Origin of the sequence: Azospirillum himalayense (genome assembly GCF_042657465.1) — a bacterium.
Taxonomy (GTDB): domain Bacteria; phylum Pseudomonadota; class Alphaproteobacteria; order Azospirillales; family Azospirillaceae; genus Azospirillum; species Azospirillum himalayense.
This window is the reverse complement of sequence record NZ_JBHSLC010000096.1, coordinates 155919-168965: the sequence shown is the minus strand read 5'-3', so window position 1 is coordinate 168965 and position 13047 is coordinate 155919. Positions and strand designations below refer to the sequence as shown.

Here is a 13047-nt window from a genome sequence, read left to right as displayed (position 1 = left end):
GAATCCTGCCCTATGATGCATGGGTTTGCTCCCCGCGTCCCCCCTGCCCGCTTCCGAGTTGGCTGGTGAGGAGCCGCACCGCGTCACCCCGTCCGCGGCTGTAATGCTCCAGCGCCGCCCGGCCGCCCGCCGCGTAGACGGCGACCGCGCTCAGCAGATCCCGCAGTTGCTGGGCGGACGAGCCGTCGAACGGGCAATAGGCTCCGCCGCTCAGCCGCGCGATGGTCTGGAAGGCGCGTTTGGCGATCAGATCCCCCCGCTCGTGGAACATGAAGACCGGCACCCCCAACAGCCCCAACTGGCCCGCCTGATGGGCGAGCTGATCGACGTCCTCCTCCATGCAATCGCCGACGAAGACCAGCGCGTTGACCTTGCGGTCCCGCGTCTGCTTGATGCAATGCCCCAGCACACGCGCGATCTGGGTCTGGCCGGCCATGCAGGACACCGCGGTCATCCGCCGCAGCAGATCCTGCGCGTTGCCGACCCACGGGCTGGCCTGGCACTCCCGGAATCCGCGGTAATAGACCAGCTGGATGTCCAGCCCGCCCAGCGCCGAGGTCGCCTGGAACATCTCCCCCTGGATCTGGCAGGCGCGGTCCCAGGTCGGCTCGCGGCTGGCCGTGGCATCCATGGCGAACATCAGCCGCCCGCGCGGCCCCCCCGTCGCCCGTGGCAGGGCCGCCACACGGCTCAGGAAGTCGTCCACCTCGGTCTGGGTGGACCGCTGCTGCGCCGGCAGATTGTCGCGTTCAGCCATCGCCCGCATCCCTTCGCCACGGTGAGTCTTCATTCCGTAAAGATGGGCGGCGCGGCGGCATGGGTCCAGACTCGTCCATCCAGACTCGTCCACGACGCCGCCCGTTGGGCAACAGACTGTGCGCCGATAGGGTTCCGCGACGCGAAACAGCCGGCGGGCTTGCCCCTCCCCCCGCGCCGTGCTTGGGTGCGCCCATGAGCGACGCCGGACCCACCTTCACCCCCGCCACGCTGCGCGCCCGCATCCTGCACGAGGATGAGGACGTCTTCATCATCGACAAGCCCGCCGGGCTGGCCGTGCACAAGGCCGGGCGGATCACCGACCATCTCGACCTCTACCTGCCCTTCCTGGCGGAGGGGGACGGCACGCCGCCGCGGCTGGCCCACCGGCTGGACCGCGACACGGCGGGCTGCCTCGTGCTCGGGCGGTCGCTCTGGGCGCTGAAACGGATGGGCGACATGTTCGCCGCCGGCCATGTCGAGAAAACCTACTGGGCGGTCAGCGAGGGCATTCCGGAGGAGGCGGAGGGAGTCATCGACTTCCCGCTGCTGAAGCTGCTGATCCCCGGCGCCTGGAACATCGTGACGCACCCCACCGGCCAACCCGCCGTCACCGAGTACCGGGTGCTGGGAACCGGAAACGGAAGGGCGTGGCTGGAGCTTCGGCCGCGGACCGGGCGCACGCACCAGCTCCGTGTCCACAGCGCGGCCATCGGCTGCCCGCTGGTGGGAGAGCCCTATTACGGCCCGGTGCGCGTGCCGCCGGGAAACCTGCATCTGCTGGCACGGTCGGTCACCTTCACCATGGCCTTCGACCGCGAGCCGGTCACCGCCGTGGCGCCACCCCCACCGCACATGCGGGACGCGCTGACCGCCTGCGGCTGGACGGAACGAAGCGGGATGTGAGAATCAGCGTCCGACCTCCGTGACGCCGTCGGCCAGCCAGACCATGCGGCCAAGCTCCGCGTCACCGCCGCGCAGGGCCTTGCCCTTGGCGACCACCGTCCGCCCGGTGTTGTCCTGGATCGGCCCGCGAAAGACGGCGGCGTTGCCGTTGGCGAGCTGCATCCGCGCCGCGTCGGCGTGCGCCCGTGCCTCCACCCCCACCGCCGGTCCGTAAGGGGTGTTGCGGACGAAGCCCTGATCGAAGCCGCCCTGGCGCAGATGCTTCCACGGCTTGCCCGCGGCGATCAGCGCGACGGTCTCGGCGTAGGCCTTCTCCCAGGCCCATTCGGCCCCGGTCAGGAAGCCCTGCGGGGCGAAGGCCGACAGGTCGGTGTGCAGGCCGCAGCACAGGATGCCGTGGGCCTCCGCCACCTCGCAGACCGGGCGGGGCCCGTCGAGCTGGGCGGCCAGCACGTCGGCGCCGCCCTCAGCCAATGCGCGGGCGGCCTCCGCGACCTGCCGCGGCGTCGCCGTCTCGCCGACGAAGGCGACGCGCAGCGCGGTGGCGGAATCGGCGCGCCGGGCGCCCAGCGCAAAAGCGTTCACGCAGCGCAGCACCTCCGGCGCGGGATGGGACGCGACGAGGCCGATGGTCTTCGCCCGGCTGGCGTAACCGGCGACGAGGCCGGAGATATGCTGCGCTTCCTCCAGATAGCCTTCGAAGAATCCCGTGTTGATCGGCAACCGGTCGCGGTCCAGCGGTGCGCCGGAAAACAGGAACACCGTGTCGCGGTGGGCGTCGGCCTGGGCCAGCAACCCCGGCAGGGCGTCGCCCGCGGCGGTGACGATGACGATCCGGCAACCCTGGGGTCCGACCAATTCCTCCGCCGTGGCGGCCAGCGTGCCGGCGGCGTGCTCCCGCTCCTCCAGCCGCAGGCCGGGCAGGCCGGTCAGGGCGCGGGCGGCCTCCGCATGGGCCTGGTTGAAGCCGAAATCCGTGCGGTCGCCGCAATAGAGGACGCCGACGCCCAGATTGGGCGGTGCAAGAGTGGACGGTGCCGATTGCCCCAACGCCTGGGGCGCCGTCAGAAGCATGGCCGCGGTCCCGAAGGCACCCCCGAAAGCCCGGAGGATATCCCGGCGGTTATGGGTCAATGTCTTCATGCCCGCCTCCCGATGACGGGGGACTATAACCTCCGGAAGTCGGTCGAACCAAGCAATTCGCCTCAATTCCCGCTTCGCCCCCCGTCCGGAGCCTCAAAACTGCGGCCCTGAAAGCGGCATCGAGGCCCCTTCCGGCCAATTCATCAGATGGCTGGCGCAACGGCGGCAATCGCTGCTGCCGAAACCGGGGACCGGCACCGGCAGGCCGGACAGCGCCGCGACCAGGGCGCATTCGTCGCCGCCCGGAACGATCCAGGCGCCGAGCATCCGGCCGACCGCGGTCAGCCGGTCGATGTGCCAGCGCTCCGGCTTGTCGTGGCGGAAATGGCGCCCGACCCGTGCCCGCAGGCCACCCGGCCCGCGCGCGCTGCCGCAATAGAGGTAGCGGCCCGGCGCCAGCACGCGCTCCGGCTTGCCGGGGAGGCGAAGCGGCAGTTCGCGCTCCAGCGCGATCAGCAGCACATAGGCGCCGGGCTCGGGCGGCAGCGTGTCGGGGCGGTCGTGGAATTGCGGATCGGGCGGCATGGCCACGCCAGTCTACCGCCGCCGAAGCGTCGGGGCACCTGTGCCAATCGGACCTTTCGCCCCAGCGGCACGCTCTGCTATCACCCCCGCATCATGTCCCTGCTCGACCCGCTGTTCCGCCAGCATCTCGACCGCCTCGACCAGCGCCACACGCGCCGCACCCTGCTGCCCGTGCGCCCGGAGGGGGCGGGGCGCATCCGGCGCGGCGGGCGGACGCTGCTGAACTTCTCCAGCAACGACTATCTCGGCCTCGCCTCCCATCCCAGGCTGGTGGAGCGCGCCTGCGACTGGGCGCAACGCTGGGGCGCGGGGGCCACGGCGTCGCGCCTCGTCTGCGGCACGCTGGAGCTTCATGCGGAGGTCGAGGCGAAGCTCGCCCGACAGAAGGGCACGGAAGCGGCGCTTCTGTTCAATTCCGGCTGGCAGGCCAACGCCGCCATCCTGCCGGCCCTGTTCGATCGCGAGCTGTTGGGCGGTGACGCGCTGGTCTTCACCGACCGGCTGAACCACGCCAGCCTGCACCATGGCTGCGCCGCCGCCGGGGTGCGGCAGATCCGCTTCCGCCACAACGACCTCGACCATCTGGACAGCCTTTTGGCCCAGCGCGCGGGCGAGCCGGGAACGCGTTTCATCGTGACGGAGAGCGTCTTCAGCATGGACGGCGACCGCGCCGACGTGCCGGCACTGGCCGCGCTGGCGGAGCGGCACGGCGCCTTCCTGTTCCTCGACGAGGCGCACGCGACCGGCGTGCTCGGCCCGCGCGGGATGGGGCTGGCGGCGCTGGGCGGCGGGCGCGTGGACCTCGCCATGGGCACCTTCAGCAAGGCGCTGGGCGGCTTCGGCGCCTATGTGGCGGGGTCCGGGGCGCTCTGCGACTATCTGGTGAACCGCTGCGGCGGGCTGATCTACGCCACCGCCCTGCCGCCCGCCGTGCTAGGGGCCATGGACGCCGCGCTCGACCTCGTGCCGACGCTGGACGCCGAGCGCGCCCGGCTCCAGGCTATGGCCGAACGGCTGCGCGCCGCCTTCCACGGGCTGGGCATCGCCACGGCGGGGTCGAGCACCCAGATCGTCCCGGCCATCACCGGAGCGGAGGAGGACGCTCTTGCGCTCAGCCGGCGGCTGGAGGAGCGCGGGATCCTGGGCATCGCCATCCGCCCACCGACCGTGCCGCCGGGCACCAGCCGCCTGCGCTTCGCCCTGTCCACCGCCCACACGGACGCCGACCTGGAGACGTTGGTGAGCGCGGTGGCCGACGCCTGGAGCCCGCAATGACCGCACCACTGTTCGTCTTCGTCCATGGCTGGGGGTTCGGCCCCGCCGTCTGGGGCGGGGTGCGGAACGCCCTTCCCGAGGGGGAGAGCGTGGCGGTGGATCTCGGCTTCTATGGCCCGCCGTCGCTTCCCGATCTTCCCGCCGGGCGCCCCATCGTCGCGGTCGGCCATTCCTTCGGGGGGCTGTGGCTGCTGCACGAGCGGCCCTTCGCCTGGGACGGGCTGGTGCTGGTCAATGGCTTCCCGCGCTTCACCGAGGGCGACGGCTTTACCCCCGCCACGCCGCGCCGGCTGTTGGACCGCATGATCGCGCGCTTCGACACAGCACCGGAGGCGGTGACCGCCGACTTCCTGCGCCGCTGCGGCGATGAGGCTCCGCCGCCCGGCGGACTGGACCCTGAGCGGTTGGGCGAAGCCCTGCGGGCCTTGCGCGACTGGGACGCCCGCGACGCGCTCACCGGTCCGGCGTTGGCCCTGGCCGGCGGGCAGGACCCCATCGTGCCGCCGGCCATGACCAAACAGGCGTTTCGCGACCACTCTGTCCCTCGCCCCTCCGGGGAGAGGGTGGCGCCGAAGGCGCCGGGTGAGGGGGTTCTCGGGGAACCGAACGATCAGGCAGCGCAGGCCCCCCTCACCCTAACCCTCTCCCCAGAGGGGAGAGGGGATGATGGATGCGGCGGAATTTCGGTCGAATGGCACCCGGACGGCGGGCATCTGCTGCCGCTGACCGCACCGGGCTGGTGCGCGGAGCGGATCGCCGCCTTCGCCGCCGGACTGACGGCATGACCATCGACCCGCGCAAGGCCGCCATCGCCGCCGCCTTCGGCAAGGCCGCCCCCCGCTACGAGGAGCACGCCGCCATGCAACGCGTCGCGGCGGAGCGTCTGGCGGAACGCGTCGCCCGTCTGCCCTTGCCGCCCCGCCCCCGCGTGCTGGAGATCGGCTGCGGCACCGGCTTCCTCAGCCGTTCCCTGCGCGAGCGGATCGGACCGGCGGACTGGCTGCTCACCGATCTGTCACCGGACATGCTGGCGCGCTGCCGTGCCGCGCTGGGCGGCCCGACCGATTCCGAGTTCCGGATCGTGGACGGGGAACAGCCCGACCTCGACGGCCCCTTCGACCTGATCGTGTCCAGCCTCGCCCTGCAATGGTTCCGCGATCCTGCCTCCGCCCTGGCGCGCTGGGCAGAATTGCTGGCGCCCGGTGGGCGAATCGCCGTCGCAACACTCGCCGCCGACAGTTTCCGGGAGTGGCGGGAGGCTCACCATGCGTTGGGACTGGAGACCGGGATTCCCCCCTACCCCACCCGCCACGCCCTCGACCGGCTGTGGCCCGCCGGGGGCAATGGATCGGTGGAGGAGGAGCGGCTGCTCCGCCGTCACGCCGACGGGCTGGAGTTCCTGGCCGAACTGAAGGGCATCGGCGCCCATCTGCCGGCGGAGGGCCGCCGCCCCCTGCCGCCGGGCGCCCTGCGCCGCGTGCTGCGCCGGCTGGAACGGCCGGAAGGACTGACCATGACCCACCACATCGCCTACGGCCTGTTCCGCAAGGATGGCGCCCGGCCCCGCGGGGTGTTCGTCACCGGCACCGACACCGGCGTCGGCAAGACGCTGGTGTCCGCGTGCCTCGCGCGGGCCTGGGACGCCGCCTATTGGAAGCCCCTGCAAACCGGCCTGAAGGACGAGGCCGGCGACACCCCCACCGTCGCCGCCCTCGCCGACCTGCCTGCCGAACGCGTGCATCCGCCGGCCTACGCGTTGGCCGAGCCGCTGTCCCCCCACGCCGCGGCGGAGCTGGAGGGCGCCGCCATCGACCCCGGCGCCCTGGCTCTGCCCGACACCGACCGTCCGCTGGTGGTGGAGGGGGCCGGCGGGCTGCTGGTGCCGGTGACGGAGGACGTCTTCATCATCGACCTGATCGCCCGCTTCGGCCTGCCGGTGGTGCTGGTGGCGCGCAGCACGCTCGGCACCATCAACCACACGCTGCTCAGCCTGGAGGCGCTGCGGGCGCGCGGGCTGGCGGTTACCGGAGTGGTTCTGAACGGCCCGCCCAACCCCGGCAACCGAGCCGCCATCGAGCGGTTCGGCAAGGTCCGCGTGCTGGCCGAAATTCCAACCCTCGACCGAATCGACGCCGAAACCGTCGCGGACGCGGCGGCGCTCATCCCTTCCTTCGACAGCGTGTTTCCATGACCGACACCGTTTCTCTCGACACCATCGCCCTGGATCGGCGCCACGTCTGGCACCCCTTCACCCAGGCGCAGACCGCGCCGGAGCCGCTGGCCGTCACCCACGGCAAGGGGGTCAGCCTGTTCACCGAGGACGGGCGGGAGATCCTGGACCTCATCTCCTCCTGGTGGGTGAACCTGCACGGCCACGCCCACCCGGCCATCGCCGGGGCCATCGCGGAGCAGGCGCACCGGCTGGAGCAGGTGATCTTCGCCGACTTCACCCACAGCCCCGCCGCCCGCCTCGCCGCCCGGCTGGCCGAAGTGCTGCCGGGCGGCCTCGGCCGCGTCTTCTACTCCGACAACGGCTCGACGGCGGTGGAGGTGGCGCTGAAGCTCGCCTGGCAGTACTGGCGCAACCAAGGTGAGGGGCAGCGCCGGCGCTTCCTCGCCTTCGAGGGCAGCTACCACGGCGACACCTTCGGCGCGATGGCGGCGGGGGTTGGTTCCGGCTTCTACGCGCCGTTCCAAGAGCTGCTGTTCGCCGTCGACCGCATGCCCTACCCGGCCACCTGGGACGGCGACCCGGAGGTCGAGGCCAAGGAGGCCGCGGCGCTGGACTGGCTCGATCGCTGGCTGGCCGCCAACGGGGCGGAGCTGGTCGCCGTCATCATCGAACCGCTGGTCCAGGGCGCGTCGGGCATGCGCTTCTGCCGTCCGGAGTTCCTGCGGGCCATGGCGGCGCGGGTGCGGGCGGCGGGCGGTCTGGTGATCTTCGACGAGGTGATGACCGGCTTCGGCCGCACCGGCGCCCTGTTCGCCAGCCAGAAGGCCGGGGTCGCACCGGACCTGATCTGCCTGTCCAAGGGGCTGACCGGCGGTTTCCTGCCGCTGTCGGTCACCGCCTGCGGCGCTTCGATCTACGAGGCGTTCCTCGGCGCCGGCTTCGACCGGGCCTTCGCCCACGGCCACAGCTTCACCGCCAACCCGCTGGGCTGCGCCGCCGCCCTGGCCTCGCTCGACCTGACCACCTCGGCGGAGACCACCGCCAACCTCGCGCGCATCGAGGCGCGGCACCGCGCCGCCATCGCCGACCTGTCCAGCCACCCGAAGCTGTCGCGCGGGCGCGTCATAGGCACCATCGCCGCCATCGAGGTGACCGACGCGCAGGGCTACACCGCCGCGGTCGGGCAGACGCTGAAGCGCTTCTTCCTGGAGCGGGGATTGCTGCTGCGCCCGCTCGGCCCCGTGATATACCTGCTGCCGCCCTACTGCGTGACGGACGGGCAGCTGGACCGCGCCTACGCCGCGATCCGCGACGCCGCGGACACCCTTCTCTGATTCGCTTTTCCACCCGAGGACCGACCATGCCCGACACCGCCATGCAGACCGCGGATGCCACCGCCTCCACCACCGCCCGGCGCTGGACCCGCGACGACATCCTGGCCCTGTTCGAGCTGCCCTTCATGGAGCTGCTGCACCGCGCCCACAAGACGCACCGCCAGCACCATGACCCGAACAAGGTCCAGCTCTCCACCCTGCTGAACATCAAGACCGGCGGCTGTCAGGAGGACTGCAAGTACTGCGCGCAGAGCGTGAAGTACGACACCGGCGTCGGGGCGGAGAAGCTGCTGGACCGCGCCCAGGTGCGCGCCGCCGCGGAGAAGGCCAAGCAGGCGGGCGCCGGCCGCTTCTGCATGGGCGCCGCGTGGCGGGAGCTGAAGGACCGCGACGTCGAGAAGCTGGCCAACATCGTCCGCGACGTGAAGGAGATGGGGCTGGAGGCCTGCATGACGCTGGGCATGCTGACCCGCCCGCAGGCCGACGCGCTGAAGGACGCCGGGCTCGACTACTACAACCACAACCTCGACACGTCGGAGGAGTTCTACGAGCAGATCGTCTCCACCCACAGCTACCGCGACCGGCTGGACACGCTGGCCAACGTCCGCGACGCCGGGCTGAAGGTCTGCTCGGGCGGCATCGTCGGGCTGGGGGAGAGCCGCACCGACCGCGCCGGCCTGCTGGAGACACTGGCGAACCTGTCGCCGCAGCCGGAGAGCGTGCCGATCAACAAGCTGGTGTCGGTCGCCGGCACCCCGCTGGGCGGCGTCGACGCGCTGGACGCCTTCGAGTTCATCCGCACCATCGCGGTCGCCCGCATCCTGATGCCGCGCTCCTACGTCCGCCTGTCGGCGGGCCGCCGCTCGCTCAGCGACGAGGGTCAGGCGCTCTGTTTCTACGCCGGCGCGAACTCCATCTTCTATGGCGACAAGCTGCTGACCACCGGCAACCCGGAGCATGAGGCCGACCGGCGGCTGTTCGACCGGCTGGGGCTGGAGGCCGACGGCGGCGCCCACTGACGCGCCGGCGTCTCCGGCCCCTGCGCAAGAAACGCCAAGGGGGGAGGACGCCGAGCATGGACGACATCGCCGCCAAAGCACCCAAGACCCACTACACCTCGGCCGAGGTCACGGCCCTGTCGCATCTCTACAGGGCCGAGATCTACCGCAGCACCGTCTGGCGCACGCGGCTGGACGCCACCACCAACTGGGCGGTGGTGACCACCGGCATCGCCCTGTCGCTGACCTTCAGCAGCGCCACCGCCTCCCCCCTGCCGCTGGTGCTGGTGGGGCTTCTGGTCGCCGTGTTCCTCTACATCGAGGCGCGGCGCTACCGCTTCTTCGACTTCTGGCGAATCCGCGCCCATGTGCTGGAGCTGTACTTTCTCGGCCCCATCCTGCGCGGCCAGGGCGACCAGTTCGCCCGGGGCTGGAACGAGACGCTGTTCCAGGACTACCAGCACCCCAACCTGCACATCACCTACCTGGAGGCGGTGGGCCGCCGGCTGCGGCGGAACTACGGCTGGATCTTCCTGATCCAGGTGGTGGCCTATCTCGGCAAGCTGATGATCCACCCGGTGCCGCTGTCGAGCCTGGACGAGCTGTTCGCGCGGGCGACAATCGGGCCGGTGCCGGGGGAGATCGTCCTGCTCTGCGGCCTCGCCTTTCACGGCACCTGGATGGCCATCGCCTTCCGGACCTTCCGCAGCCGCCGCGGCGCCGACCGCGAACGCCCGCCCCCGCCGGCCACCGACGCCGTGCTGGATCTGGCACGGGGGCCTTGAAACCCCACCCCCTCTCCCGCCCCGGGAGAGGGAGGGACCCGCCGCAAAGCGGCGGGAGGGTGAGGGTCCCGGCAAGAATCAGCAATTTGATCCTCGGCTTTACCCTCACCCGCCCGCTTCGCGGGCACCCTCTCCCGGGGCGGGAGAGGGGATTTATCAACCCCTTAGCAGCACCCCAACCGTCCGGCCTGCCCCTTTTGCGCGCCGTGGCATAAATGGGATCAGCACCGTCGCGCTCACGCTATGCAACGGATCGTCTTGTGTTCTCCTTCCGCGGGGGGCTAGAAGGGGCTCCATCGGATGCGGTTGCGCGGTCATACCAGAAGGACACCCGTTCGCCGGGCTGATCTTCACCGGTTCCCCGCACAGCCGACGGCCGGACGACCATAGAGGTGAACGAGGATTTCACGATGGCGAGCCAGGGCGAGAACAAGTGGGTTTACTGCTTCGGTGCCGATGCCACCGAAGGCCGGGCGGACATGAAGAACCTGCTCGGCGGCAAGGGAGCCAATCTGGCCGAGATGGCCAATCTGGGCCTCCCGGTTCCTCCGGGTTTCACCATCACGACTGGGGTCTGCACCTATTTCTATGCCAACGGCCGCAACTATCCGCCGGAGCTGAAGGCCCAGGTGGACGGCGCGGTGAAGGGGCTGGAGCAGGCCATGGGCGCCACCTTCGGCGATCCGGCCAACCCGCTGCTGGTCTCGGTGCGCTCCGGCGCCCGCGCCTCCATGCCGGGCATGATGGACACGGTGCTGAATCTCGGGCTGAACGACGCGACCGCCGCCGGCCTCGCCAAGCGCTCGGGCGACGCCCGATTCGCCTACGACAGCTACCGCCGCTTCATCCAGATGTACTCGAACGTGGTGCTGGACGTTGACCACCACCACTTCGAGGAGATCCTGGACAACCACAAGCGCGACAAGAACCACAACCTCGACACCGACCTGAGCGCCGCCGACTGGCAGGCCGTCATCGAGGACTACAAGAAGGCCGTCGAGCACGAGCTCGGCAAGCCCTTCCCGCAGGACGTTCAGGAGCAGCTGTGGGGCGCCGTCGGCGCCGTGTTCGGCTCCTGGATGAACGCCCGCGCCATCACCTACCGCAAGCTGCACGACATCCCCGCCGACTGGGGCACCGCCGTCAACGTGCAGTGCATGGTGTTCGGCAACATGGGCAACGACTGCGCCACCGGCGTCGCCTTCACCCGCAACCCGTCCACCGGCGAGAACGCCTTCTACGGCGAATACCTCGTCAACGCCCAGGGCGAGGACGTGGTGGCCGGCATCCGCACGCCGCAGCACCTGACCATCGCCGGCAAGGAGGCCAACAAGTCCGACCTCCCCGCCATGGAAGAGGTCATGCCGGAGGTCTTCAACCAGCTGAACGAGGTCCGCCTCACGCTGGAGAAGCACTACCGCGACATGCAGGACATCGAGTTCACGGTCCAGCAGAACAAGCTGTTCATGCTGCAGACCCGCAACGGCAAGCGCACCGCCCCAGCGGCGCTGAAGATCGCCGTCGACCTCGCCGAGGAAGGGCTGATCGACAAGGCGGAGGCCGTGCGCCGCATCGACCCGGCCTCGCTCGACCAGCTCCTCCACCCGACGCTGGACCCGAAGGCGGAGCGCAAGGTCATCGCCAAGGGCCTGCCGGCGTCGCCGGGTGCCGCCTCGGGCAAGGTCGTCTTCACCGCCGACGAGGCGGAGACGCTGGCCGGCCAGGGCGAGGCGGTCATCCTCTGCCGCGTGGAGACCTCGCCTGAGGACATTCACGGCATGCACGCCGCCCGCGGCATCCTGACCACCCGCGGCGGCATGACCAGCCACGCCGCCGTGGTGGCCCGCGGCATGGGCCGCGCCTGCGTGTCGGGCGCCGGTGACCTGCGCGTGGACTACAAGACCAGGACCATGTCGGTCCGCGGCGTCACCATCAAGGAAGGCGACATCGTCACCATCGACGGCTCGACCGGCGAGGTGATGCTGGGCCAGGTGCCGACGATCCAGCCGGAGCTGTCGGGCGACTTCGCCACGCTGATGGGCTGGGCCGATTCGCTGCGCCGCATGAAGATCCGCACCAACGCGGAGACCCCGCTGGACGCCCGCACCGCGCGGAAGTTCGGCGCGGAGGGCATCGGCCTGTCGCGCACCGAGCACATGTTCTTCGACCCCGACCGCATCCTCGCGGTGCGCGAGATGATCCTGGCGGAGACCGAGGCCGGCCGCCGCGCCGCGCTGGCCAAGCTGGAGCCCTTCCAGAAGAAGGACTTCGCCGAGCTGTTCACCATCATGTCGGGCCTGCCGGTGACCATCCGCCTGCTCGACCCGCCGCTGCACGAGTTCCTGCCCAACACCGAGGCGGAGATGGCGGAGGTCGCCAAGGCCACCGGCACCGACCAGCTCAAGGTGAACCACCGCGTGGTGCAGCTCCATGAGGCGAACCCGATGCTCGGCCATCGCGGCTGCCGCCTCGGCATCACCTACCCCGAGATCTACGAGATGCAGGCCCGCGCCATCTTCAGCGCGGTCGCCGAGGTCTCCAAGAGCACGGGCGAGACGGTGATGCCGGAGGTCATGATCCCGCTCATCGGCACCAAGAAGGAGCTGGACATCCTCAAGGCCGTCGTCGACCGCGTCGCCAAGGAGGTCATGGACTCGACTGGGGTCACGTTCGAGTACATGGTCGGCACGATGATCGAGCTGCCGCGCGCCGCGCTGAAGGCCGGTGAGATCGCCGAGACGGCGGAGTTCTTCTCCTACGGCACGAACGACCTGACCCAGACGACCTTCGGCCTGTCGCGCGACGACGCCGGCGCCTTCCTGCCGGAGTACCAGCGCCAGGGCATCCTGGAGCACGACCCGTTCCAGACGCTGGACCAGGACGGCGTGGGCGAGCTGATCGCCATCGCCACGGAGCGCGGCCGCAAGGTCCGTCCGAACATCAAGCTCGGCATCTGCGGCGAGCATGGCGGCGACCCGGCCTCCATCTCCTTCTGCGAGAAGGTCGGGCTGGATTACGTGTCCTGTTCGCCCTACCGCGTGCCGATCGCCCGCCTGGCCGCCGCCCAGGCGGCGCTCGACGCCGATACGGTGAAGCGCGACTGACCGGTACCCGACGACGCGAAGGCCCCCACCCCTGGGGGCCTTCGTTTT

General features: G+C 70.7%; 11 protein-coding genes. 8 read left to right on the top strand and 3 right to left on the bottom strand.

The features are described from left to right. Positions 1–10: 10 nt before the first annotated feature. Positions 11–757, bottom strand: coding sequence for a VWA domain-containing protein (locus ACFPMG_RS27585; protein ID WP_376998399.1), 747 nt, complete (start codon positions 755–757; stop codon positions 11–13). A gap of 194 nt (positions 758–951) precedes the next feature. Between ACFPMG_RS27585 and ACFPMG_RS27580 the strand changes: the two genes are divergently transcribed. Further along, complete coding sequence (locus tag ACFPMG_RS27580) at positions 952–1662, top strand: RluA family pseudouridine synthase (RefSeq protein WP_376998398.1); 711 nt, start codon at positions 952–954, stop codon at positions 1660–1662. Between the two features lie 3 nt (positions 1663–1665). On the opposite strand, the gene ACFPMG_RS27575 is transcribed toward ACFPMG_RS27580, so the two are convergent. Beyond that, positions 1666–2736 carry a BMP family ABC transporter substrate-binding protein gene (locus ACFPMG_RS27575; RefSeq protein ID WP_376998397.1) on the bottom strand — a complete coding sequence of 357 codons (1071 nt, stop codon included), beginning with the start codon at positions 2734–2736 and terminating at the stop codon, positions 1666–1668. A gap of 162 nt (positions 2737–2898) precedes the next feature. Next, entirely contained in the window at positions 2899–3330 is a 432-nt protein-coding gene (locus ACFPMG_RS27570) for a GIY-YIG nuclease family protein (protein ID WP_376998432.1), read from the bottom strand. Positions 3331–3423: 93 nt separating this feature from the next. On the opposite strand from ACFPMG_RS27570, the gene bioF reads away from it, so the two are divergent. The 7 genes from bioF (at position 3424) to ppdK (ending at position 12999) form a co-directional block, all read left to right on the top strand. Beyond that, on the top strand, positions 3424–4605 hold the full coding sequence (gene bioF, locus ACFPMG_RS27565) for an 8-amino-7-oxononanoate synthase (RefSeq protein WP_376998396.1): 1182 nt from the start codon (positions 3424–3426) through the stop codon (positions 4603–4605). Next, a complete protein-coding gene (locus ACFPMG_RS27560) occupies positions 4602–5390 on the top strand; it encodes an alpha/beta fold hydrolase (protein ID WP_376998395.1) in 789 nt (262 codons plus the stop codon). Before bioF ends, ACFPMG_RS27560 begins: the two co-directional genes overlap by 4 nt. Next, on the top strand, positions 5387–6796 hold the full coding sequence (bioD, locus tag ACFPMG_RS27555) for a dethiobiotin synthase (protein WP_376998394.1): 1410 nt from the start codon (positions 5387–5389) through the stop codon (positions 6794–6796). The genes ACFPMG_RS27560 and bioD overlap by 4 nt, the downstream gene beginning before the upstream one ends. After that, entirely contained in the window at positions 6793–8112 is a 1320-nt protein-coding gene (gene bioA / locus ACFPMG_RS27550; RefSeq protein ID WP_376998393.1) for an adenosylmethionine--8-amino-7-oxononanoate transaminase, read from the top strand. The genes bioD and bioA overlap by 4 nt, the downstream gene beginning before the upstream one ends. 26 nt (positions 8113–8138) lie before the next feature. Further along, positions 8139–9131, top strand: coding sequence for a biotin synthase BioB (gene bioB, locus ACFPMG_RS27545; RefSeq protein WP_376998392.1), 993 nt, complete (start codon positions 8139–8141; stop codon positions 9129–9131). A 56-nt stretch (positions 9132–9187) separates the two neighbouring features. Then, positions 9188–9895, top strand: a complete 708-nt coding sequence (locus ACFPMG_RS27540) for a DUF2270 domain-containing protein (RefSeq protein ID WP_376998391.1) — start codon at positions 9188–9190, stop codon at positions 9893–9895. Between the two features lie 410 nt (positions 9896–10305). Then, positions 10306–12999 carry a pyruvate, phosphate dikinase gene (gene ppdK / locus ACFPMG_RS27535; protein WP_376998431.1) on the top strand — a complete coding sequence of 898 codons (2694 nt, stop codon included), beginning with the start codon at positions 10306–10308 and terminating at the stop codon, positions 12997–12999. Positions 13000–13047: the final 48 nt, after the last annotated feature.